We start from the raw sequence: 23,173 nt of genomic DNA, 5'->3' as shown, positions 1-23,173 counted from the left end.
CATGTGCGGGATCGTCGGCTACATCGGCGGCCAGAACGCCGCCCCCATCCTCCTCGAAGGCCTCACCCGGCTCGAGTACCGCGGCTACGACTCCGCGGGCATCGCCGTCCTCGGCCCGAAGGACACCGCGCAGGTCCACCGCGTCGTCGGCCGGGTCCGCAACCTCACCGCCGCGCTGCCCAAGCGCCTCACCGGTAAGGTCGGCATCGGCCACACGCGGTGGGCCACGCACGGGCCCGCGTCGGAGGACAACGCGCACCCGCACACGTCCGAAGACGGCCGCGTCTGCGTCGTCCACAACGGCATCATCGACAACGCCGACGCCCTGCGCGCCCAGCTCGCCGACGCCGGCGTGAAGCTGACGTCCGAGACCGACACCGAGGTCCTCGCCCACCTGATCGCGCGGTCGGGCGCCGACACCCTCGAAGACGCCGTCGTCGAGGCGGTCTCGCGGATCACCGGCACGTACGCGATCGCCGTCACCGACTCCGCGCACCCGGACCGCCTGGTCATCGCGCGCAACGGCTCGCCGCTGATCATCGGCGTCGGCGAGCGCGAGATGTTCGTCGCGAGCGACCTCGCCGCGCTGGTCCGGCACACCTCGCAGGTCGCGCACCTCGACGACGGCGAGTTCGCGACGGTCTTCGCGACCGGCTACCGGACCTTCACCGTCGACGAGAGCGACACCACCAAGCCCGCCACCGAGATCGACATCGCCGCCGAAGACCTCGACCTCGGCGGGTTCCCGCACTACATGGCCAAGGAGATCCAGGAGCAGCCCGAGTCGGTGGAGCGGATGATCCGCGGCCGCCTGGACCACCGGTTCGGCGTCGCCCGCCTCGACGGGCTCAACCTGACGCCGCGTGAGCTGCGCGGGTTCAGCCGCGTGAAGATCCTCGGCTGCGGCTCGGCGTACTACGTCGGCCAGATCGGCGCGACGATGATCGAGGAGCTGGCCCGGATCCCGGCCGACGCCGAAGCCGCGTCGGAGTTCCGCTACCGCAACCCGATCATCGAAGCCGACACGCTCTACATCGCGGTCAGCCAGTCCGGCGAGACGATCGACACCGCCTTCGCCGTCGAGGAGATCAAGCGCAAGGGCGGCCGGGTCACCGGCCTGGTCAACGTCGTCGGCTCGACCATCGCCCGCGCCTGCGACGGCGGCGTCTACCTGCACGCCGGCCCGGAGATCGCGGTCGCCTCGACCAAGGCGCTGACGAACATGGCCGTCGGCTTCGCGCTGATCGCGCTGTCGCTCGGCCGGGTGCGCGACCTGTCCAATGCGGACGGTCAGCGGATCATCGACGCGATCCGCGCGCTGCCGGACCAGATCCGCGCGGTCCTGGCCCAGGAGGCGGAGATCGCCGAGCACGCCAAGACCGCGGCGGCCGCGAACAGCCTGTTCTTCATCGGCCGCGTCCGCGGGTTCCCGGTGGCCCGCGAGGGCGCGCAGAAGTTCAAGGAGATCTCCTACCGGCACGCCGAGGCGTACCAGACGTCCGAGCTGAAGCACGGCCCGCTCGCCCTGATCGACGAGTCGCTCCCGACGGTCGCGATCGTGCCCGCCGACGAGCTGGCCGACCGCAACCTGGCCGCGATGCAGCAGATCCGCGCCCGCGGCGGAGCGGTACTGGCGGTGACGCACGAGGACGTCGACTTCGGCGAGCTGGACGTGCCGAAGATCGTCGTGCCCCGGACCGAGCCGGAGCTCGACCCGATCCTGCTGACGATCCCGCTGCAGCTGCTCGCCTACCACGCGGCGCTGACGCTCGGCTACGACATCGACAAGCCGCGCAACCTGGCCAAGTCCGTCACGGTGGAGTGAGGCTCAGCCACATGATCCGCAGCCCGACGTCTCCGTGCGCCGGGTGGCGGAACACTCCCGAGGCGACGCCGAGGGTCGTGAGGCCCAGGCTTTCGTAGAGGCGGATCGCGGCGGTGTCGGTGTCGACGACAGCGTTGAACTGGACCGCCGCGAACCCACCCGGGCAGGTGCGGGCACCAGCCACACCAACACCCGCCGCGCCTCCGCTTCGCTCATGCTCCGGTCGTAGGGGGAACGTCTCCTGCTCGGCGCTCACGGCGTGGACGAGCGGCCAGATCGCCGGCCAGTCGGCGGGGCGGGCGGCGCGGATCGTGAGGGGCACCCCGCCACTGTGGCGGGATGCCGGCCGTCCCGCCAGTGACTTACGCCGGCACGGCGGCGCCGGCGATGGCCTGCCGGTGAACCCGGGCCTGCTTGGGCATGTTCCAGCCCAGCACCCCGATCACACGGCCGTCCGCGCGGTACTCGGCCACGAACCGGCCCGACGCGGTGCTTCCCTCCACAATGGACACATCGGCGTCCGCGGACAGCGTTCCGTGGACGTGGATGCGCGCGTCGAACTGGTTGGTCCAGAAGTACGGCACCGGCGTGTACGGGCGGTCGTCGCCGAGGATGTTCGCCGCGACGGCGACCGCCTGCTCGGTCGCGTTGGTCCGGTTCTCCAGGCGCAGCAGCACGTCGAGGCCTTCGTGGTGCCAGCGCGCGACGTCGCCCGCCGCGTAGATCCCGTCCGCCGCGCGGCAGCGGGAGTCGCAGACGACGCCGTTGTCGCACAGCACCCCGCTGCCCGCCAGCCACTCCGTCGCCGGGGCCGCGCCGAACGCCACCACGACGACCTCGGCGGGCAGCTCTTCACCCGTTGCCACACGAACGCCGGTGACCCGCCCGTCCCGTGAGGACAGTCCGGTGACCGCCGCACCGAGTCGCAAGTGGACGCCGCGGTCGACGTGCAGGGACGCGAGCATGCCGGCCACCAGCGGCCCGAACTGGTACGCCAGCGGCGCGGACTGCGGCCCGGCCAGCGTCACCGGCACGCCCAGGCCGCACACGGTCGCCGCGATCTCCGCGCCGAGGACGCCGTCCCCGACGACCACCACGCGCTTGTCCGGCGTCAGCTCCGCCCGCAGGGCCAGCGCGTCGTCGAGCGTGCGCAGGACGTGGACGCCCGCGAGACCGTCCTGGCCCGGCAGGGTGCGCGGCCGCAGGCCGGTGGCGAGCACGACCGCGTCCGCGGTCAGGGTGCGTCCGCTCTCGGTGTGCACGGAGAGCGCGCGGGCGTCCAGCCGCACCGCCGGGTCGCCGAGCACGAACTCGGCGTCCAATGCGGACAGTGCGTCCGGCGTGCGCAGGCTCGCCTGCCCGGGTGCCCAGCTCCCGGCGAGGACCTGTTTGGACAGTGGAGGCCGGTCGTACGGCAGGTGCGGCTCGGCGCCGAGCACGGTCACGCGCTCCTCGTAGCCCCTGCGCCGCAACGCTTCCACCGTGGCGATCCCCGCGGCCGAGGCTCCGACGACGAGGACCGTCACGCGTCCTCGCTCACGGAGATCGCGACCCCGGGGCACACGCTCGCCGCCTCCCGGACGATCGCGTGGTGCGCTTCGCCGGGGGTCTCGTCGAGCAGGATCACGATGCCGTCGTCGTCGCGCTGGTCGAACACGTCCGGCGCGAGCATCACGCAGGTGCCGGCACCGCAGCACTTGCCTTCGTCCACAGTGACCTTCATGGTCGTTCCTCTCCTTCGCGGGGGTGCGTCACGGGTGCGAGCCAGAGCCCGACCAGAGCGTCGGTCAGGCCGGTGGCGGCTTCGCGCCAGCTGGCTCTCGGGGTGTCGCCGCCTTCGGCCACCGCGCGTTCGCGCTCGGCCATCGTGTGGATCAGCAGCTGGCGGGTCATGGCGTTGCGTTCGGCGCGGACGTCGGCGGGCAGCTCGGGCAGGCACCGGCTCAGCCCCTCGACGGTCCGCGCCAGCGACGGCGACGACAGCGTCTCGACGGCGACGGCCGAGCGCAGCGACGGTTCGGTCATCACCTGCGCGGTGAACCGGGCGAACCAGCTCGGCCGGCCCGCCGCGGCCAGGTACTCGGTGGACGGGTGCACCAGGCACCGGACCCAGTCCCGCAGGTCCGCGCCCTCGCCGACGCCGGCCAGCATGCGCCCGCGCAGGTCTTCGACCGCCGCGGAGTGCCGCCGGGCGATGGCCCGGACGAGGTCGGCCCGGGTGCCGAAGTGGTAGCCGACGGCGGTGTTGTTGCCCTGCCCGGCGGCCTCGCTGATCTGCCGGTTGGACACGGCGAGCACGCCGTGTTCGGCGTAGAGCCGTTCGGCCGCGGTCAGGATCGCCTCCCGCGTCGCGTGCGCCCGATCCACGGCCGTCACCACCGGACGGGCAGTTCCCGCAGTCCGCCGACGGCGAGCCCTTCGACGCGGCGCAGTTCGTCCGCCGGGACGGCGAGCTCGAGCGAGGGCAGCTTGCGCAGCAGGACTTCCAGCACGACCTGCAGTTCGGTGCGGGCCAGCGGCTGCCCGAGGCACGCGTGCGCGCCGGCACCGAAGGACAGGTGCGGGTTCGGGCTGCGGCCCAGGTCCATTTCGGACGCGTTCTCGAACGCGCTGTCGTCGCGGTTGGCCGCGGCCATGCTGCACATCGCGGTGGTCCCGCCGGGCAGCACGGTCCCGCCGACCTCGAACTCGTCGGTGAAGTAGCGCATCATGCCGACGCCCGCGTTGGCGTCCAGGCGCAGCGACTCCTCGACGGCGGTGCGCACCAGCGCCGGGTCGGCCAGCAGCCGCTCCCACCGGCTGCGGTCGGCGAGCAGCATCGCGACCATCTTGGCGATCATGTTCGCGGTGGTCTCGTGGCCGGCGATCAGCAGGCCGATGCCGGTGGCGATGAGCATGGCGTCGGACCAGCCCTCGGGCAGCAGCGCGCTGAGGATGTCCTCACCGGGTTCGGCGCGCTTGGCGGCGATGAGCCCGCCCATGTACCGGCCGAAGTCCTGCTGCGCGGCGTCGAATTCGGCCTGCGTGTAGCGGGTCATGCTGAGCATGACGTCCGACCAGTGCGCGAACCGGTCGCGGTCGGAGTCCGGCACGCCGAGCATGTCGCAGATGACCCAGACGGGCAGCGGGAAGGCGACCCCGGCCTTGAGGTCCCCGGGCGCGCCCTCGGCGACGAGGTCGTCGATGAGCTGCTCGGCCATCGCGGCCATACCCGGCCGCAGGGCGTTCATCCGCTTGGCGGTGAACCACTTGCCGATCGTGCGGCGCCAGGTGAGGTGGGCCTCGCCGTGCTGCGGGAGGACGGTCGCCATCTCGCTGTTGAAGACCCCGCCGGACTCGGTGTCGGCGACCCGCGCGGCGTTGTCGGCGGGTGTGGGCCGCGTCCACCGCGGATCGGAGAGGACGTTCTTGACGTCGGCGTAGCGCGTGATCAGGGCGGCTTCGTCCCCGCTGGCCAGCTGGACGTGCGCGACCGGGCACTTCGCCCGGAGCTCGGCCCACTCGGCCGGCGGCTCCAGCGCGGTGTCGGACCGGAACGGGAAGCTCGGCAGCTCGGTGTGACTTCGCGTCATGACGGACTCCTCGTTGGTGAATGTCCCCTGCCACCGAGCATGGCGAGGAGCGAGGATTACGTCAAGCGCTTGACTTAATTTGGCCTACCGAGAGACGCGGCCGGGTGCCGGCGGGGACTACTCGCGCTCGACCTTGCGGAGCCCGCCCTCGGGCGTCCACCACTCGACGACCAGCAGCGTCGCGGCCTCGTTCAGGTGGGTGTGCACCACCTCGGTGACGTCGACGCGGAAGCCGTCGCCCGCCTCCACGGCCCGGCCGGCGATCTTCGCCTCCCCCGGCCAGTCGGCCTCGGCGCCGTCGACCGGGTCGACCGTCGCGCTGTGCAGCGCCAGCCGCGGGTCGCGCTTCAGGTCCGCGCCCTTGCGCGCCCGGGGCATCGAGCCGAACGTCAGCTCGCCGTCCGCGAACTTCGTCTCGATGCCGGAGATCCGCGGCGAGCCGTCGGCCCGCAGGGTCGCCATCGTCTTGTGCTTGTGCGCGTCGAACAGCCCCTGCACGCGCTGGGCGAACTCCGGTTCCGCCGCCTCGAACTCACGCCACGCCGTCATGCGGTCATGATGGCAGCCACCGCGCGTGCACACCCAGCGGTTTGCGGAACACCAGCCCCGCCGCCGCGGCCGGCTCCGCCAGCTCGATCCCGGGCAACCGGTCGAGCACGGTCTCCACGGCGGTCCGCGTCTCCAGCCGGGCGAGGTCGGCGCCGAGGCAGAAGTGCGGGCCGTGCGCGAACGCCAGCTGTTTGCGCAGGTCCGGGCGGTGCACGTCGAAGACGTCCGGGTCCGGGAACACCGCGGGGTCCCGGTTGGCGGCCGTGAGCGAGACCGTCACGAGGTCGCCGCGCGCGATCGACGCGCCCGCGAGCGAGACGTCGCGGGTCGCGTACCGGTCGACGATCGCCGCCGCGGGTTCGAGCCGCAGCGACTCCTCGATCGCGGCGGGGACGAGCGTGCGGTCCGCCCGCACCAGCGCCAGCTGCGCCGGGTCCCGCAGCAGGTGCAGCAGGAGGTTGGCGATCATGCCCTCGGTGGTCTCGATGCCCCCGAACATCAGCACCGCCGCGTTCGACACCACCTCCGGCAGGTCCAGCACCGAAGCCGCCTCGGCCACCAGCGAGCGCCGGCCGACCGCGCCCTCGATGTGGGCACGCAGCTCCCCGAACGCTTCCGCACCACGGGATCCCGTCGGCCGGCCGGCCGAAATGTCGTCCACTGTGGACACGATCGCGTCGTACCAGGCCAGCACCCGCGCCGTGTCGGTGTCGGCCAGGCCCAGCGCGTCGGCGACCACCGCGACGGACAGCGGGCCGGCCAGCGCCCGGCGCAGCTCCGCCCGCCCGGCCGCGGCGAACCCGCCGACCAGCCGGTCGCATTCGGCGCGCACGAACCCGCCGAACCGGTCCTCGATCTCCCGGGGCCGGAAGTGCCGGGCGAACGGCGTCCGGTGCCGGGTGTGCTCGGCGGCGTCCAGCGAGAGCATCGACGGGCCGACGACCCGGGCTGTCGAGAAGCGGGGGTCGTCCACGGTGAAACCGTCCGCGTCGCGCATGACCCGCAGGGCGAGGTCGTGCCGCGTGACCAGCCAGCCGTTCAGCTCCGGCAGCCAGGCCACCGGCTCGGTCGCGCGGAGCCGGGCCAGCAGGGCGTACGGGTCGGTCGTGAGCTGCTCGATCACGCCCGCAGGCCCTCGATCAGGAGCCCGACCAGCCGGCGCGCGTCGTAGTCCGGGTTGTCCTCGGCGCCGACGCAAAGGTTTCCCACGCCGCGCATCAGCTCCAGCGGACGCACCCGGGACGTCAGCCCGGCCGCTTCCAGCAGGTGCGCGCACACGGGGACCAGGCGGTCGATGAAGTACGCGTGCAGGGTGTCGAAGCCGTCGCCCTGCAGGACGCCGGCCAGCCCGTGCTTGGTCACCAGGAAGTCGACGAACAGGTCGATCCACTGCGCCAGCGCGGCGTGCGGCGACTCGGCCGTCTCGAGCAGCACGGGCCCGGCCGCGGCGCACTCCTCCACCTGGTGCCGGTAGACGGCGACGATCAGGTCCGCCCGCGTCGGGAAGTGCCGGTAGATCGTGCCCATGCCGACGCCGGCCTTGGCCGCGATGTCCCGCACCGGCGCGTCGACCCCGGACGCGACGAAGACCGCCGCCGCCGCGTCGAGCAACGTCCGCTCGTTGCGCCGCGCGTCGGCACGCTTCGGTTTGGCCACGACACCTCCAGGGTTGCTAAACGGAACATCGCTCCGTATCGTTAGCGGAGCAACGTTCCGCTTGCCATCTTGTCACGGAGGACCGCGAAATGCAGTACCGCACCCTGGGTCGCACCGGCGTCCAGGTCAGCTCCCTCGCACTCGGCGCCATGAACTTCGGCGCGATCGGGCGCACCACCCAGGACGAGGCCACCGCCATCGTCGACGCCGCGCTCGACGGCGGGATCAACGTCATCGACACCGCCGACATGTACGGCCAGGGCGAGTCCGAGGTCATGGTCGGCCACGCCATCCGCGACCGCCGCGACGACATCGTGCTGGCCACGAAGGCGTTCATGCCCATGGGCGAGGAGCGCAACCACCAGGGCAGCTCGCGCCGCTGGCTGGTCACCGCGCTCGAGGACAGCCTGCGCCGGCTCGGCGTCGACCACGTCGACCTCTACCAGGTCCACCGGTGGGACCCGCGCACCAGCGACGAGGAAACGCTTTCCGCGCTGACCGACCTGCAGCGCGCGGGGAAGATCCGGTACTTCGGCTCCTCGACGTTCCCGGCCTACCGGATCGTCCAGGCGCAGTGGGCCGCGCGCGAGCAGCGCCTCGGCCGGTACGTCACCGAGCAGCCCAGCTACTCGATCCTGCAGCGCGGCATCGAGGCCCACGTGCTCCCGGTGACGCAGGAGTACGGTCTCGGCGTCCTGGCCTGGAGCCCACTGGCGTCCGGCTGGCTGTCGGGCGCGGTCCGCGCCGGGCAGGAGATCGCCACCAACCGCGCGACCGTCCTGCCGCAGCGCTTCGACCTCGCCGACCCCGCCAACCAGGCCCGCCTCGACGCCGTCGAGAAGCTGGCCAAGGTGGCCGATCGGGCCGGGCTGACGCTGATCCAGCTCGCCCTCGGCTTCGTGACCGCGCACCCGGCCGTGACCAGCGCGCTCATCGGACCCCGCACGCTCGGCCACCTGGAGTCGCAGCTCGAAGCGGCCGACACCGTGCTGCCCGCCGACGTGCTCGACGAAATCGACACGATCGTCGCCCCCGGCGTCGACCTGGCCGCCCACGAGAAGTTCGACACCCCGCCCGCGCTGCTCGACCCGTCCCTCCGGAGGCGCTGATGACACCCCGTTTCGGCATCCTGACCGCACCGATGAACGTCGGCTACGACGAGGTCCTGCGCGTCTGGCGCGAGGCCGACACCGTTCCCGAGATCGAGCACGCCTGGCTGTTCGACCACCTCATGCCGATCGGCGGCGACCCGGACGGCCCGATCCTCGAAGGCTGGACGCTGCTTTCGGCGCTGGCCGCGCAGACCGAGCGGATGCGCCTCGGCCTGCTCGTCACCAGCAACCGCTTCCGGCCGCCGGCGGTGCTGGCGAAGATCGCGACCACAGTGGACATCGTGTCCGGCGGACGCCTCGACTTCGGCATCGGCGCCGGGTCGCGCCCGAGCCATCCGCTGGCCCGGCGCGAATACGACGGCCACGGCCTGCCGTACCACACCCAGGACGACGCCGTCGCCGCGCTGGCCGAAGCCCTGACCGTCATCCGTCGCTTGTGGACGGACGACGCGCCGTTCGACTTCGACGGCGAGCACGTCCGGCTGAAGGGCGCGTTCGGCAACCCCAAGCCGGTGCAGCGGCCGCACCCGCCGATCATGATCGGCGGCCGCGCGAGCGCCACGCTGCGGGTCGTCGCCGAGCACGCCGACCTGTGGAACATCCCCGGCGGCGGCGACATCGAAGACCTCGCCGGCCGCAGCAGGCTGCTCGACCGCTACTGCGCCGAGATCGGTCGCGACCCCGAGGAGATCACCCGCTCGATCTTCCTGCCGGTGGACTACGACAAACCCGCCTCCACGAAGGAAAAGATCGAGGAAGCCGTCGACGCCGGCTTCGGGCACATCGTCCTCGGCCTGGCGAACCCGTACCCCGACGGCGTCGCGCGCTGGGTCGCCGACGAGCTGATCCGCTGAGCTACTTGTCGACTCCTTCGTAGGTGCCCTGGGTGAACCGGCGCGAGAACACGAAGTACACGATCGCCACCGGCAGCGTCATCAGCAGCGCCGCGGCGAGCTTCAGCGGGAACTGGTTTCCCTGGCCCAGTTCGCCGGAGACCAGGCTCGCCACGCCGGAGGTCAGGGTGTTCAGCGCCGGGTCCTGCCGCGACACGATGTAGTGCGGCAGCTCGTTCCAGGATCCCTGGAACGACAGGATGGTCACGGTGATCAGCGCGGGTTTCGACATCGGCAGCACCACCGACCAGAACGTCCGGAAAGGACTCGCGCCGTCGATCCGCGCGGCCTCCTCGACGCTGACCGGCACGGTGTCGAAGAACTGCTTCATGATGAACACCCCGGTGCCGTCGACCAGCAGCGGGATGATCATGCCCGAGTAGCTGTCGTACATGCCGAGCTGGTTGAGCACCAGGAACTTCGGGATCAGCAGCACCACGCTCGGCACCGCGATGACCGCCAGGACGGCCCCGAAGATCGCGCGCCGGCCGCGGAAGCGCAGCCGGGACAAGGCGTACCCGGCCAGCGAGTTGAACACGACCCGGCCGACGGTGATCGTCACCGAGACGAACACCGAGTTCGCCGCCCAGCGCGGGAAGTTCTGCTCGGCGAGCGTCTTGAAGACACTCGCGGACCACTCCTGGGGCCAGGGCAGCAGCGGGTGCGCGGTGGCGTCGGCGTCGGTCTTGAACGCCGTCGCGAGCTGGATGAGGAAGGGGTAGATGTAGAGCGCCGCGACCAGCAGCAGCACCGCGTACCCGAGCCGGCGCTTCACCGGCGTTCTCGCAGGACCCAGCGCTGCACCAGCGTGAACGCCACGATCACGACGAACAGGAGGAACGCGATCGCCGCGCCCTGGCCCCACTGGTGGCCGATGAACGACGACGAGTACGACAGGTAGGCGGGCGTCAGCGTGGTGTTGGCCGGGTTGCCGCGGCTGAGCACGTACACCTGGTCGAAGACCTGCCAGGTGCCGATCAGCCCGAGCGTCAGCACGAGGAACAGCGTCGGGCGCAGCTGCGGCAGGGTGACGCGCCAGAAGCTCTGCCACGACGTCGCGCCGTCGATCAGCGCGGCCTCGTCCACCGACGGCGGCAGGTTCTGCAGCGCCGCGTAGAACATCAGCATGAAACCGCCGGTGGACGTCCAGACGACGAGCACGATGATCGAGCACATCGCGACGCTCGGGCCGGACAGCCAGTCCCACCAGGACAGCCCGAGGAAGCTGTGCCCGGTCAGCGTGCCCGGCGGGCTCGCGGGATCACCGACGGCGAGGTGGAAGATGCCGCGCGGGTCGGCGAACCAGCTGGGACCGTCCACTCCGAACAGTTTCAGCGCGGCGTTCACCGTGCCGGTGCTGGAGAACAGGAAGAGGAACACCACGGAGATCGCGACCGAGCTCGTCACGGTCGGGAAGTAGAAGGCGGTCCGGAAGAACTGGCGGCCCTTCAGTTTCTTCCGGTGGAGCAGCAGCGCGAGGAACAACGCCAGCGCCGTCTGCAGCGGCACGACGAACAGCACGAAGTAGCCGTTGTTGCGGACGCTGGTGGCGAAGTTCTGGCGCGTCAGCCCGGGTTCCGTGAGCAGCGCGGCGTAGTTGTCGCCGCCGACGAAGTTCACGCGGGAGGAGAACGGGCTGCCGTTGCCGGTCCAGTCGCTGACGCTCACCCAGAGCGCCATCAGGATCGGCAGCACCATGAACAGGCCGAGCACGATCAGCGTCGGGGCGAGGAACAGCCAGCCGGCCCGGCCCTCGCGCCGGAGGGGGCGGCGGCCCCGGGTGCCGCGCAGGGGTGCGGTACCCGGGACCACCGGCGTGGTGAGCAGCGTGCCCATGACGTCACTGCCCCAGCGCGGCCGCGGTGTTCTGCTGCAGCTGCTGCAGGATCCGCTTCGGGTCGGCGCCCGGCAGCTGCTGCAGCTGGGCGTCGAAGTCGGTCAGCACGGGGTCCATCTTGCTCAGGGTGACGGGCCCGTGCGCGTGGTCGGCGCCGGCGACGAACGCCGCCTGCGCGGGGAACTTCTGCTCGTACTGCGCCCGCACGGACTGCCGCGACGGGATCACGCCGAAGGCCTCGGCGAACGCGAGCTGCTGCTGCGGCTGCATGAAGGAGTCGACGAGCTGCTTGGCCTGGTCCTGGAACTTGCTCTTGGCCGCGATGCCCCAGCACTGGGTGAACGACAGCGTCCCGGGCCCGGCCGGCCCGGCGGGCAGCGCGACGACGCGGTACTTGACGTCCGGGTAGTCCTTCTTCATCCCGCCGGCCATCCAGTTGCCGTCGATGCTCATCGACGCCTTGTGCTGGCCGAAGGCCTCGCCGGAGTCACCCGCGCCGATCTGCTTCGGGTACTTGGCCACCCCGGAGGACAGGAGGTCTCGCACGTAGGTCAGAGCCTGGAGGTTCTGCGGGGTGTCCGCGGTCGCCTTCTTCTGGTCGGCGTCGACCGACCAGCCACCGGCCTGGACGAGGAAGGAGCCGATGCGGTCGCGGGTGTCGTTGAAGACGAGGCCGGTCCGGCCGCCGGTGGTCAGCTTCTGCGCGACGGTCTTCAGCTGGTCCCAAGTCTTGGGGAAGTCGGCGTCGGTGAGCCCGGCGGCGGTCCAGTCGTCGGTGTTGATCGCCAAGGCCAGCGTCGAGAAGTCTTTGGGAGCGCAGTAGAGCTTGCCGTCCTTGGTGAACGTCGTCCTCAGGGTGGGATAGATGTCCTCCTTGTAGGACAACGCGTCCCCGTACGGGAGCATCTCGGCGGCGTAGCCCTCGAACTTGGTCGCGTCCACGGCGAAGACGTCCGGCGGGCTGCCCGCGGCGAAGCCCTGGCTGAGCTGCTGCGCCAGGTCGTTGGCGGAGACGACCTCGGCCTTGGAGCCGTCTTTGCCCCAGGCCGCGGCGGCATCCTGCATGGCTTTGAGCTCGGCACCGCCGCTCGCGGCGATCATCACCTTGAGCGTGGCGGGCCCGGCCTGCTGGGTGGCGGGCTTCGACGAGTCGTCGAAGCCACTGCCGCAGGCGGAAAGCGGGAGCAGCAGACCGGCCGCCGCGAGGGCGGCCACAGTTCGGCGGGGAAGCATCGATCCTCCTTGATCGCGCGGGGACTCACGTGGTGCGCAGCACCAGGTGCGGGGTGAAGAGGGTGGTCACGGGTTCGGTTTGCCCGCGCAGGATGGCCCGCAGCTGCCGCACACATTCGGCGGCGACATCGGCGATGGGCTGCGCGACACTGCTCAAGCCGAGGACGGAAGCGGTGGGGGTGTCATCGAAGCCGATGACGGCGGCATCGGCACCGGGCCGGATACCGCGGTCGCGCAGTTCGGCGGTGACCCCGAGAGCGAGGGAGTCACTGGCACAGACGAACGCGGTCGGCGCGCCGCCGCCGGACCAGTGCGCGGGGTGGCCCTCGCCGCGACCGGGCCGGTTCGCCGAGCTGCCGCCCCCACCGCCCGCGATCGGCCCGCTGGTGCCGGACCGGCCGACCTCGCCGCGACCGGCCCGGCTCGCCGAGCGGCCGCCCGCCGCCCCGGCACCGCGGGGCAAGCTCGCCGAGCGACCGCCGCCCGCTTCCCCGGCGCCGCTGGGCAGATCTGCCGAGCTGCCGCTCACACCACCGGCCGGCCCGGCACCGCGGGGCAAGCTCGCCGAACGACCGCCCCCTTCTCCTCCGGCCGGCCCGCTCGCGTCCAACAGCCGGGCGGCGGCCGACCGGCCACCCTCCACCCCGTCGAACACCGCAGCTTGCGGGCCTTCGCCCAGTCCGGCCGCCGCGAGACCAGCCGCCCAGCCCGCGCGGCGGTCGTCGCCGCTTCCCGACCCCTCCGGCCAGCCCACGAACGCGATCCGGCGGTGGCCCTGGCGCACCAGGTGGTCCGTGGCCAGCCGGGTGCCCGCGGCGCCGTCGACGTCGACCCACGGGTGGGTGTCCTCCGCTCCCCACGGCCGGCCGAACGTCACGAACGGCAGCTCGCGCTCGAGCAGCCAGCGGGTGCGCAGGTCGTCGTGGTGGGTGTTGGTCAGGACGAAACCGTCGATGCCGACCGAGGCGATCAGGTCGGCGTAGGCGCGCGTCTCGGCTTCGTCGTCGGCCGCGGTGAACAGCATGATGCGGTGGTCGAAGCGCTCGGCGGTCGCGGTGAGCGAGTGCAGGAACTGGTCGAGCACGACGCCGCTGACGCCGTTGCCCGACGGCGGGATGCACAGCCCGATGATCTGCGACCGCGTGGTACGCATCTGCCGCGCTGCGGTGTTCGGGCGGTAACCCAGCCGCTCGATGGCGGCCTGGACGCGTTCGCGCGTCTCCGGGCTGACCACCTCGGGCGAGTTGATCACGTTGGACACGGTCTGCCGCGACACCGCGGCCGCTTCAGCCACCGAGTTCAGCGTGGGCCGCGCCATGTCGCCTCCGGGTTTGAACGTTCAACTGCCGGTCACTCTGAACCCGTGGCGTTGAGCTGTCAAGACCTCGAAGTCAGTTGACATTCTTTCGTTTGATCGATCCAATCGTAGTCATGGCCGACCTCCAGCCCCTTCTTCACGACCTCGCGATCGCCCTGCACGCGCCGACCGTCGTCCTGTCCGGCCGGGACGGGCAGATCCGCGGCGGCGGGACGCAGGGCCTCCTGCACGGCGACCTGCGGCTGCTCAGCGAAGCCGTGGTGACGGTCGACGGGGACGAACCGGAGGCCATCGGGAGCGACGAGCCGGGCGCCGACCGCGCGCGGTTCACCGGGCTGCTGCGCCGGCTCGGGAGTCCCGGGCCCGACCCGACGGTGTGGCTGCGACGCGAACGCCACGTCACGGCGTCCGGGATGACCGAGGAGCTTGCGCTCGTCTCGACGGACGGGGTGCACCGCGACTGCGTCGTGGAAGTGGTTCTGGCGGCCGACTTCGCGCCGATCGACGAGATCAAGTCGGGTGGCCGCCGCTCGCCGGCGACCCCGGACGGCGCTCGCTGGGCCGGCGACTCGGCGACGTCCGAAGTGACGGCCGAGGGCGCCGAAGTCGTCGTCGACGGCCCCCGCGTCCGGCTGCGCTGGACGGTGGCGGCGCCGGCCACGCTGCGCTGGTCACTGCGGGTTTCCGACGAACGCGCGCTGTTCGTGCCGGCCGGCACCCGGCTGCCGCGGCCCGAGGTGCACGCCGACGACCGCCGGTTCACCGCGTTGCTGGACCGCGCGCTCGACGACCTCGACGGCCTCCTGCTCGCCGAGCGCGACCACCCCGGCGACAGCTTCGCCGGCGCCGGCGCACCCTGGTTCCTCACGCTGTTCGGGCGCGACAGTCTCTGGGCCGCGCGGCTCGCGTTGCCGCTGTCGGTCGACGTCGCGCGCGGCACGCTCCGGACGCTCGCCCGCGCGCAGGGCACCCGGCACGACCCGGCGACCGGCGAGGCGCCGGGCAAGATCCTGCACGAGCGGCGCCGGGACACCTTCGAGACGATCGGCGGCGCCTCGCTGCCCGCCGAGTACTACGGGACCGTCGACGCGACCGCGTTGTGGGTGTGCCTGCTGCACGACGCCTGGCGCTGGGGCCTGCCCGAGGACGACGTCCGCGACCTGCTGCCGACGCTGCGGTTCGCGTTGTCCTGGATCACGGGCGCCGCGGACCCGGACGGCGACGGGTTCGCCGAGTACCGCGACGAGAGCGGTCACGGCCTGGCCAACCAGGGCTGGAAGGACTCGGGGGACGCGGTCCGCTTCCGCGACGGTTCGCAGGCGAAGCCGCCGATCGCGCTGGCCGAAGTCCAGGCGTACCAACATGAAGCGGTGGTGCGCGCGACTTCTCTGTTGACGGCTCTGGGCGAACCTTCCGACGGTCTGACCGAGTGGGCTTCGGCTCTGCGAAAGCGTTTCCGCGACCGGTTCTGGGTGTCCACTCCGGACGGACGTTACCCGGCACTGGCCCTGGACGGCGACAAGCAGCCGGTCGACGCACTGACGAGCAACATCGGCCACCTCCTGGACACCGGCCTGCTCTCCGCGGACGAAAGCGCGTCGATCGGGGCGTTGCTGCTGGACCCATCGCTGGCGTCGGGATTCGGCCTGCGCACGATGAGTTCGACCGCGGGCGGCTACTCCCCGTTGAGCTACCACTGCGGCTCGGTCTGGCCGCACGACACGGCGGTGGTGGTCCGCGGCCTGCAGCGTTCGGGCCAGGGTTCGCGCGCGGCTTCCCTTGCCGCCCAACTGCTTTCGGCCGCTCCGGCGTTCGGCTACCGGCTGCCCGAGCTGTTCGCCGGGTACGACGTGGCGGAGAGTTCGTCGCCGCTCCCCTACCCGGCGTCGTGCCGGCCCCAAGCCTGGTCGGCGGCGGCCGCGGTGAGCCTGCTCATGGCGTTCCTCGGCTTGGAGGTCGACGTTCCGGCGCGGACGGTGACGCTGTCCCCGCCCCGGCCGAGCCCGGTCGGGGCACTGCGGGTCCGGGGCCTGCCGCTGGCCGGATCCACTGTGGACATCGCGATCGACGCCGCGGGCTCGGTGACGGAACTGCGGCTGCCACCGGGGTTTTCAGTCCTTGCGGAACAGTCCGGCGAGCAGGAAGGGCACCCCGAATAGGCCGGCGGTCTTTCGCATCGGCCGCAGTTCGACCTCGGTGTAGCCGCCGAACAGCCGGCGCAGCTCGTCCGGCGTGTACGCGAGACCGCCGTGGAGGCTGCGGTCGCGGTAGAGCTGCGCGTCCGGGACTTCGACGCCGGAGTCCGGATCGCCGGTGCCGGCGGCGAAGCACGCGAGGCCGAAGTGGCCGCCCGGCTTCAGGTGGCGGTCCAGCAGGGCCAGGTAGCTGATCCGCCGGTGTGGTGCGAGATGGTGCAGGCAGCCGGAGTCGTAGATCAGGTCGTAGGTCTCGTGCGGCAGGTCCATGGCGAAGATGTCGGCCTGGTGGAAGCGGACACCGGCGCCGCGTTCGGCCGCCCAGGCGATCGCGGCGGGCGACCGGTCGACCGCGTCCACCTCATATCCCGCGGCGGCGAGCCTTCGCGCGTTGCGCCCGGGTCCGCAGCCCAGCTCCAGCGCGCGGCCTTTCCGGAGGGGGCCGTCGCGGAGCCAGGCGTCGAGGCTTTCGTCGGGCTGCTCGGCGAAGAACGGGACGGGCCGGTCGCGGTCCGCGTAGAAGCCGTCCCACGGGATGTCTTCGAAGAGGCCGTCCAGCATGTGCAGGAGGTCGTCGACCGACCGGATGTCGCGGTTCACCGTTCGACGTGGTCGCGCACGGCCCGCAACTCCTGGTCGATGACCGCCATCTGCGCGTCGATGGCCGCCGGCTCGGTCCCTGCGGGGAAGAAGAGGCTGAAGATCAGCTCGGCGCCGGTCAGGTTGGGGACCACGCGGGTGAAGAGGCCGAGGTTCGGGGCGTCGGCGCTGACGACGTCGACGACGCCGTGGGCCTTCGCAGCTTTGACCACCACCTGGCGCTGCTCGCCGCCGGACCGGACGCGCCAGACGTCGTCGTGGTCGTGCTCGACGGCCTGGGCGAAGTCCGGCGCCCAGGCCGGGATGTGGCGGGCGTCGGCGAGGTAGTCGAAGACCCGCTCGGGCGGGGTGGACACGGAGATGGTGCGCGTCTCGGCGCGCCCCGGTTCGGATGATGTCATGCGATAAACGATACGCAGCTGCTTATGATTTGTCCACGCGTAAGATCTGGCCGGTGAGCGAAGACCTCGGAGCGTTGTGCGCCGGAGCGGGCCGCGCGCTGGCCGAGGCCGAGCGCCCGGTGCTGGAGGAGCACGGGCTCTCGATGTGGCAGTACGTGGTGCTGTCGGCGCTGTCCCCGGGGGCGGCGCCGAGCCAGCTGGCACTGGCCCAGCAGATCCACTACGACAAGACGCGGCTGATCGCACTGCTGGACGGCTTGGTCGCGGAGGGACTGGTGAGCCGCTCGCCGGACCCGTCCGACCGCAGGGCCCGCGTGGTGCGGCTGACCCCCCTCGGAGTACGGCGTCATGCGGCGGTCCGCGACGCGATCCGCGCGCTGGAGGACCGGCTGCTCAGCGGGCTGGACGAAGAGACCCGGCGAGCGCTGCGGGTGGGCTTGGCCCACCTGGCCCACTCGGACTGAGCGCCGCTGTCAGGGCGCACGCGAGGGGCGAGCGCCGGCCGGCACTCGCCCCTCGATCCCGGTCAGCCCACCGAACAGAGGGTTCCGTTCAACCGAAACGCCGTCGGCAGGATGTTCGGCCCGCCGTAGTCCGCGACGAACCCGACGTCCCATCCACCGCTCAGCGCTGCCGCCGACGTCACCTTCACCTCGGAACCGGACTGCGTCCACGTCCCGTTCCAGCCGCTCGTGACCCGCTGCCGCGCCGTCGGCCACGTGAACGTCAGCGTCCAATCGCCCGTCACCGCCGCCGACACCACGTGGATCCCGCCCACGAAACCGCTCGCCCAGTCGTTCACATCCGTCAACGCCACCGCGCAACTGCTCGACGAAGGTGCGCCCGTCGTAAGAGTCAACGGCGGCGACGCCCACGACACCTTCCCCGCCGCATCGCGCGCCAGGACGTTCACCGTGTACCTCGTGCCCGGGGCCAGGTTTCCCACGGTCAACGACGTCCCCGTCGTCTCGCCCCACTGCTCGCTGACCACGCCCGCCTGCCGGTACACCTCGTACTTCACGCCGGGCGCCGACGGGGGCCAGCTGATCGTCGCCGTCGTGTCGGTCGTCGTCGCGGTCGGCTGGCCCGGTGCCGCCAACCGCATCGACGCCGCGGCGGGGTGCAGGACCACCGTCGTCAGCGAATACGGCGGTACCGTCCCGTCCCACGTCGACGCGCGGGTGATCGACGTCGCGCCGTTCGTGAACGTCGACACCTCGGCCACGGACGCACCCGCGCCGGACAACTTCACCGTGCGAGCCGAGTCAGGGTCCTTGTTCACCATCAGCACCGCGACATCCCCGTCCGGACGGCGGACCGCGTGCGCGTCGAGCAGCGGGTCGTCCGTGCCGGCCCGCACGAACTGGTCGCCCGGACGCGCGAACGCGCTCAGCATCTTCAGTCCGTAGTACGGCGCGAACGGCGTGTTGAGCGCCGGCTCGCACCCGCCGTCGAGACAGGTCGCGCTCGAGAGCAGGCCGAAGTCGCCGTAATCCGGGTATCCAGCCACTGTGGACAGCGCGGTCGCGCCGTTGTGCGTGTCCCACCAGTCCACTGTGAACACACCGTTCTCCAGCAGGGACGCGTACGCCTCGGCCGCGAACAGCGCGCCCGGCTGGGTGTTCATGCCGATCGGCGTGTTCGTCTCGGTCAGGGCGATGCCGAGCGGCCGGCCCGCGTACCGCGCTATCTGCTCCCGCGCCAGGTAGATCATGTCGTCCACCTGCTCGGTCTTGGTAAGCGCTTCCGCCGCCGTCGACCCGCCCGGATACCAGTGCAGCACGGCGAAGTCGACGTGCGGGCCCGCGATCGACAGCACGGTCTGGTTCCACGTCCCGGTGTCCCCGGCGCCGACGATGCCGTCCGGCCAGTTCGCCGGTGTCGTGAGCACCGCGCCGATCTTCACCGACGGGTCGACGGCCTTCATCGCGTCGGCGTACGCGACGACACCCGCGGCGTACGCGGCCGGGCTCTTGTCCTCGTGGTTGTCGGCCTCCCAGTTCGCGCCGTAGTGGCCGTTGCCGTAGAGCTCGTTGCCGATCTCCCAGTACTTGACGCCGTAACCCTTCGTGACGTTCGCGTACCGCACCCAGTCGGCGGCCTCCTGCGGCGTCCCGGTGCCGTAGTTGGCGATGACGACCGGCTGCGCGCCGGCCCGCCGGACGCCGCCCATGAACGTGTCGAAGTCCGTGCCGGGCGCCACGTACCCGCCCGGCGCGGTGTTGTCCTTCCAGTGGTAGATGTCGCCGTAGGAGCCGCCGGGGTAGCGCATCGCGGTGACCCCCGCGGCGCCGAACAGGTCGGCCACGGTGTCGGTGCCGAGCTGGCTGTCCCACACCGCGTGGTTGATGCCGAGCGCGGTGTCCGGCACGGTGGCCAGCCCCGCTTTCGCGTTGACCGTCACGGTCGCTTCGGGCGGGGTCGCCGCGGCCGCCGCCGGCACGGCCGCCACGAGCACGGCGGCCACCGGCCACGCTGCCCAGCGCAGACGTCGAGCTGTCATGGATCGTCCATCCTCACTCGTCGAGACGCACGGATGGCTGAGAGCGCTCTCAGAGCAGAGAACCAGTGCGCGGCCCGGAAGTCAACGAAAGTCCCGGGACGGCCCGGCCCGCATCGACAGATCGAGGCGTTCGAGGCGGTCGGCGACGAGCGTGACGACGCCCTCCGCGGCCTGCACCTGCCCGCGGATGAGCAGCGCCGAGCTGGTGCGGGCGACCAGGCGCTGCCGCTGCCACAGGCCGGGCGAGACGAGGACGTTGGCCATGCCGGTCTCGTCCTCGAGGTTGAGGAACGTGATCCCGCCGGCGGTGGCCGGGCGCTGCCGGTGCGTCACCGCGCCGCCGACCCACACCCGCGTCCCGTCCTCGACCCGCGCGAGCTCGGCCGTGGTGAGCGCGCCGCGCGCGGTGAGCAGCGCGCGCAGGTACTCGACGGGGTGGCTGTCCGGGGAGACGCCGGTGGCCCACAGGTCCGCGGCCGTCACCTCCAGCCGCGTCATGCCCGGCAGCGCGGGCGCGTCGAGGCCCGGGGCCAGACCCGGCAGGTGCCCGGGCCGGGTGGCCGCCGCGGCGCCCGCGGCCCAGAGGTCCTGCCGCCGGTCGCCGCCGAACGCGCCGGCCGTGGCCAGGGCTTCGACGGCGTTCTTCTTCAGCCGGACACGCCGGGTGAGGTCGCCGGCCCCGGCGTACGGGCCGCTCGCGTCACGCTCGGCGACGATCGACGCCGCGGTGTCGTCGCCGAGGTGCCGGACGCCGGCGAGGCCCAGGCGGAGCGCGACACCGCCGGTGCTCCCGGCGTCGGGTTCGAGGGTGGCGTGCGCGAGGCTGGCGTTGATGTCCGGCTCCCGGACGCGGACGCCGTGCCGGCGCGCGTCGGCGACCAGCGACTGCGGGCTGTAGAAGCCCATCGGCTGCGCGCGCAGCAGCCCCGCGCAGAACGCGGCCGGGTAGTAGCGCTTGAACCACGCGCTCGCGTACACCAGCAGCGCGAACGACATCGAGTGCGCCTCGGGGAAGCCGTAGCCGGAAAAGGCGTGGATCTGCTCGAAGATCCGCGTCGCCAGCTCGCGGTCGAGGCCGTTGGCTTCGCAGCCGGCGAAGAACCGCGCCATCAGCGCCTTCATCTTCGCGCTGGACCGCTTGGCGCCCATGGCGCGGCGCAGCTGATCGGCCTCGGCGCCGGTGAACGAAGCGACGTCGACGGCCATCTGCATCACCTGCTCCTGGAACAGCGGCACCCCGAGCGTCCGGTCCAAACTGGACGCCAGCAGCGGGTGCGCGTGCTGCCACTGCTCTTCCCCGCGGCGGCGCCGGATGTACGGGTGCACCGAACCGCCCTGGATCGGGCCGGGGCGGATCAGCGCGACTTCGATGACCAGGTCGTAGAACTTCCGCGGCCGCAACCGCGGCAACGTCGCGAGCTGCGCGCGGGACTCCACTTGGAACACTCCGACGGCGTCGGCCTCGCAGAGCATGTCGTAGACGTTCGGGTCGGCGAGGTCGAGCTCCCCCATGTCCACAGTGGACCCGTGGTGCTCGGCGACGAGGTCGATCGTGTAGTGCAGTGCCGACAGCATGCCGAGGCCGAGCAGGTCGAACTTGACCAGGCCGACGGTGGCGCAGTCGTCCTTGTCCCACTGCAGGATGCTGCGATCCTTCATCGTCGCCCATTCGACCGGGACCACTTCGGACACCGGCTGTTTCGAGATCACCATGCCGCCGGAATGGATGCCGAGGTGACGCGGGAAGTCCTCGATCCGGGCGGCGAGGTCGAGGACGTCGGCGGGGATGTCGCCGGCCGTGTGCTGTCGGGTGCCTCCCCAGCGGTCGACGAGCTTGCTGTAGGCGTCCTGCTGCCCGGGGCTGTGGCCGAGGGCCTTCGCGGCGTCGCGGATCGCGGACGGCGCCCGGTAGGTGACGACGTTGGCGACCTGCGCGGCGTGGAAGCGGCCGTGCTTCTCGAAGACGTACTGGATGGCCTCCTCGCGGCGGCCGGACTCGATGTCGATGTCGATGTCCGGTGGCCCGTCGCGCTCCGGGGCGAGAAAGCGTTCGAACAGCAGGTTCCACTTCACCGGGTCGGCGTGGCAGATTCCCAGTGCGTAGCAGACGGCGGAGTTCGCCGCGGAACCACGGCCCTGGCAGAGGATGTCGGATTCCTTGCAGAACCGGACGATGTCCCACACCACGAGGAAGTAGCCGGGGAAGCCGAGTTTCCCGATGACGCCGAGCTCGTGGTCGAGCTGGGCGTAGGCCTTCGGGTTGTCCTCCCGCGGCCCGTAGCGCTCCGCCGCGCCGCGCCAGGTCAGCTCGCGCAGGAACGACATCTCGTCGTGCCCGGCCGGCACCGGGAACGGCGGGAGGTCGGGGGCGACGAGCTTCAGGTCGAACGCGACCTCGACGCCGAGGACGGCGGCGCGCCCGACCGCGCCCGGGTAGCGGCGTTCGAAGCGGCGGCGCTGCTCCATCCCGGACCGCAGGAACGCCTGCCCCGACGGCGGCCGCCAGCCTTCCAGCTCCTCGGCCGACCGGCGGGCCCGGACGGCGGCGACCATGTCGGCCACGACGGCGTCTTCCGGGCGCGCGTAGTGCGCGTTGTTCGAGACGACGGTCGGCAGCCGCAGGTCCTTCGCCATCCCGGCGAGGTGGTCGTTGGCCGTGTCGTCGAGGGGCTGGCGGTGGTCGATCAGCTCGACGGCGACGTGCCGGGGCCCGAACCAGTCGGCGAGCCGGCCCAGCTCGGCCCGCGCGGCGGCGGGCCCGTGCTCGGCGAGCGCCCGCCGGACCGGCCCCTTGCGGCACCCGGTGAGCACGACGACGTGCCCGGCCAGCTCGTCGACCAGCTCCTCGAGGTCGTAGACGGGCCTGCCCTTCTCGCCGCCCGCGAGCTGCGCGCGGGAGATGACCTTGCAGAGCCGGTGGTAGCCCTCCTGCTGCCGGGCGAGCACGAGCAGGTGCGACCCTTCCGGGTCCGGCTCGCCGGCCTGCGGCGCGGGCAGGTCGAGCGAGAGCTCGGCCCCGAACCCGACGCGCACGCCGAGCTCCCGCGCGGCGTCGTTGAACCGGACGGCGCCGTACATGCCGTCGTGGTCGGTGAGGACGAGGGCGTCGAGCTCGAGCCGCGCGGCCTCCTCGACGAGCCGCTCGGGGTGGCTCGCACCGTCGAGGAAGCTGAAGTTGGAGTGGACGTGCAGCTCGGCGTAGGGAGCACGGATCCGGTCACCGCCGTCGTCCCGGCTCTTGCGGGAGCGCAGGTCTTCGGGCGCCCCGGCGTACCCTTCGCGTTTGCGCGACCACGCCGGGGCATCGTTGCCGTCGCCCGGGACGGGCGGTCGCCCGGAGGCGATCCGCTCCACTTCGGACCACGGCACGTTCGGGTTGTTGAACGCCAAGATTCCGCTCCCCACAAGGAGTTCGCTGTGGGGAAGCCAGCGACTACCGTTCGAACACACGTGCGAGTACTGTGGGTCGATCCTGAGCC

The 23,173-nt window shown here is 71.9% G+C and carries 21 protein-coding genes; 5 read left to right on the top strand and 16 right to left on the bottom strand.

The window, feature by feature from the left end:
* Position 1 precedes the first annotated feature (1 nt).
* Positions 2-1,825: a glutamine--fructose-6-phosphate transaminase (isomerizing) gene (gene glmS, locus ACZ7OU_RS16405; RefSeq protein WP_470241113.1), complete on the top strand. Its 1,824-nt coding sequence runs from the start codon at positions 2-4 to the stop codon at positions 1,823-1,825.
* On the opposite strand, the gene ACZ7OU_RS16400 is transcribed toward glmS, so the two are convergent.
* The 8 genes from ACZ7OU_RS16400 to ACZ7OU_RS16365 form a co-directional block, all read right to left on the bottom strand.
* Entirely contained in the window at positions 1,812-2,147 is a 336-nt protein-coding gene (locus ACZ7OU_RS16400; RefSeq protein WP_470255611.1) for a GNAT family N-acetyltransferase, read from the bottom strand. The two genes, glmS and ACZ7OU_RS16400, sit on opposite strands and share 14 nt — an antisense overlap.
* 40 nt (positions 2,148-2,187) lie before the next feature.
* Positions 2,188-3,351 (bottom strand): NAD(P)/FAD-dependent oxidoreductase, encoded by a 1,164-nt coding sequence (locus ACZ7OU_RS16395; protein ID WP_470255610.1) that lies wholly within the window; start codon positions 3,349-3,351, stop codon positions 2,188-2,190.
* Positions 3,348-3,548, bottom strand: coding sequence for a ferredoxin (locus ACZ7OU_RS16390; RefSeq protein WP_470241116.1), 201 nt, complete (start codon positions 3,546-3,548; stop codon positions 3,348-3,350). The genes ACZ7OU_RS16395 and ACZ7OU_RS16390 overlap by 4 nt, the downstream gene beginning before the upstream one ends.
* On the bottom strand, positions 3,545-4,192 hold the full coding sequence (locus ACZ7OU_RS16385; protein ID WP_470255609.1) for a TetR/AcrR family transcriptional regulator: 648 nt from the start codon (positions 4,190-4,192) through the stop codon (positions 3,545-3,547). The genes ACZ7OU_RS16390 and ACZ7OU_RS16385 overlap by 4 nt, the downstream gene beginning before the upstream one ends.
* Positions 4,193-4,197: 5 nt before the next feature.
* Positions 4,198-5,397, bottom strand: a complete 1,200-nt coding sequence (locus tag ACZ7OU_RS16380) for a cytochrome P450 (RefSeq protein ID WP_470241118.1) — start codon at positions 5,395-5,397, stop codon at positions 4,198-4,200.
* Positions 5,398-5,514: 117 nt separating this feature from the next.
* Positions 5,515-5,946 carry a pyridoxamine 5'-phosphate oxidase family protein gene (locus tag ACZ7OU_RS16375; protein ID WP_470241119.1) on the bottom strand — a complete coding sequence of 144 codons (432 nt, stop codon included), beginning with the start codon at positions 5,944-5,946 and terminating at the stop codon, positions 5,515-5,517.
* A gap of 4 nt (positions 5,947-5,950) precedes the next feature.
* Positions 5,951-7,069 carry a cytochrome P450 gene (locus ACZ7OU_RS16370; protein ID WP_470255608.1) on the bottom strand — a complete coding sequence of 373 codons (1,119 nt, stop codon included), beginning with the start codon at positions 7,067-7,069 and terminating at the stop codon, positions 5,951-5,953.
* The gene (locus tag ACZ7OU_RS16365; RefSeq protein WP_470255607.1) at positions 7,066-7,602 is read right to left on the bottom strand and encodes a TetR/AcrR family transcriptional regulator; all 537 of its coding nucleotides are present in this window, start codon (positions 7,600-7,602) and stop codon (positions 7,066-7,068) included. Before ACZ7OU_RS16365 ends, ACZ7OU_RS16370 begins: the two co-directional genes overlap by 4 nt.
* Positions 7,603-7,691: 89 nt before the next feature.
* Between ACZ7OU_RS16365 and ACZ7OU_RS16360 the strand changes: the two genes are divergently transcribed.
* Both ACZ7OU_RS16360 and ACZ7OU_RS16355 read left to right on the top strand, forming a co-directional pair.
* Positions 7,692-8,711 carry an aldo/keto reductase gene (locus ACZ7OU_RS16360; RefSeq protein ID WP_470255606.1) on the top strand — a complete coding sequence of 340 codons (1,020 nt, stop codon included), beginning with the start codon at positions 7,692-7,694 and terminating at the stop codon, positions 8,709-8,711.
* Positions 8,711-9,568 carry an LLM class flavin-dependent oxidoreductase gene (locus ACZ7OU_RS16355; RefSeq protein WP_470255605.1) on the top strand — a complete coding sequence of 286 codons (858 nt, stop codon included), beginning with the start codon at positions 8,711-8,713 and terminating at the stop codon, positions 9,566-9,568. The genes ACZ7OU_RS16360 and ACZ7OU_RS16355 overlap by 1 nt, the downstream gene beginning before the upstream one ends.
* 1 nt (position 9,569) lies before the next feature.
* On the opposite strand, the gene ACZ7OU_RS16350 is transcribed toward ACZ7OU_RS16355, so the two are convergent.
* From ACZ7OU_RS16350 to ACZ7OU_RS16335, 4 genes are read right to left on the bottom strand one after another with little or no spacing between them, the layout of a single operon-like run.
* Complete coding sequence (locus ACZ7OU_RS16350; RefSeq protein WP_470255604.1) at positions 9,570-10,382, bottom strand: carbohydrate ABC transporter permease; 813 nt, start codon at positions 10,380-10,382, stop codon at positions 9,570-9,572.
* On the bottom strand, positions 10,379-11,443 hold the full coding sequence (locus ACZ7OU_RS16345; RefSeq protein WP_470255603.1) for a carbohydrate ABC transporter permease: 1,065 nt from the start codon (positions 11,441-11,443) through the stop codon (positions 10,379-10,381). Before ACZ7OU_RS16345 ends, ACZ7OU_RS16350 begins: the two co-directional genes overlap by 4 nt.
* A 4-nt stretch (positions 11,444-11,447) precedes the next feature.
* Complete coding sequence (locus ACZ7OU_RS16340; protein WP_470255602.1) at positions 11,448-12,677, bottom strand: sugar ABC transporter substrate-binding protein; 1,230 nt, start codon at positions 12,675-12,677, stop codon at positions 11,448-11,450.
* Positions 12,678-12,702: 25 nt separating this feature from the next.
* Positions 12,703-13,971, bottom strand: a complete 1,269-nt coding sequence (locus ACZ7OU_RS16335; RefSeq protein ID WP_470255601.1) for a LacI family DNA-binding transcriptional regulator — start codon at positions 13,969-13,971, stop codon at positions 12,703-12,705.
* Positions 13,972-14,108: 137 nt separating this feature from the next.
* On the opposite strand from ACZ7OU_RS16335, the gene ACZ7OU_RS16330 reads away from it, so the two are divergent.
* The gene (locus tag ACZ7OU_RS16330; RefSeq protein WP_470255600.1) at positions 14,109-16,154 is read left to right on the top strand and encodes an amylo-alpha-1,6-glucosidase; all 2,046 of its coding nucleotides are present in this window, start codon (positions 14,109-14,111) and stop codon (positions 16,152-16,154) included.
* Here the strand turns inward: ACZ7OU_RS16330 and ACZ7OU_RS16325 are convergent.
* Together ACZ7OU_RS16325 and ACZ7OU_RS16320 are read right to left on the bottom strand one after the other, a co-directional pair.
* The gene (locus ACZ7OU_RS16325) at positions 16,107-16,790 is read right to left on the bottom strand and encodes a class I SAM-dependent methyltransferase (protein WP_470255599.1); all 684 of its coding nucleotides are present in this window, start codon (positions 16,788-16,790) and stop codon (positions 16,107-16,109) included. The two genes, ACZ7OU_RS16330 and ACZ7OU_RS16325, sit on opposite strands and share 48 nt — an antisense overlap.
* The gene (locus ACZ7OU_RS16320) at positions 16,787-17,191 is read right to left on the bottom strand and encodes an SRPBCC family protein (protein ID WP_470255598.1); all 405 of its coding nucleotides are present in this window, start codon (positions 17,189-17,191) and stop codon (positions 16,787-16,789) included. The genes ACZ7OU_RS16325 and ACZ7OU_RS16320 overlap by 4 nt, the downstream gene beginning before the upstream one ends.
* Positions 17,192-17,244: 53 nt before the next feature.
* On the opposite strand from ACZ7OU_RS16320, the gene ACZ7OU_RS16315 reads away from it, so the two are divergent.
* Positions 17,245-17,655 (top strand): MarR family winged helix-turn-helix transcriptional regulator, encoded by a 411-nt coding sequence (locus ACZ7OU_RS16315; protein ID WP_470255597.1) that lies wholly within the window; start codon positions 17,245-17,247, stop codon positions 17,653-17,655.
* Positions 17,656-17,717: 62 nt separating this feature from the next.
* Here the strand turns inward: ACZ7OU_RS16315 and ACZ7OU_RS16310 are convergent, their stop codons facing one another.
* Both ACZ7OU_RS16310 and ACZ7OU_RS16305 read right to left on the bottom strand, forming a co-directional pair.
* Positions 17,718-19,694: a cellulose binding domain-containing protein gene (locus ACZ7OU_RS16310; protein ID WP_470255596.1), complete on the bottom strand. Its 1,977-nt coding sequence runs from the start codon at positions 19,692-19,694 to the stop codon at positions 17,718-17,720.
* A gap of 81 nt (positions 19,695-19,775) precedes the next feature.
* Entirely contained in the window at positions 19,776-23,084 is a 3,309-nt protein-coding gene (locus ACZ7OU_RS16305) for an error-prone DNA polymerase (RefSeq protein WP_470255595.1), read from the bottom strand.
* Between the last annotated feature and the right edge of the window lie 89 nt (positions 23,085-23,173).

It is taken from the genome of Amycolatopsis sp. NPDC114505 (assembly GCF_055633615.1).
Note: the sequence above shows the minus strand (reverse complement) of the source record. Positions and strands in the feature narration are given on the sequence as shown.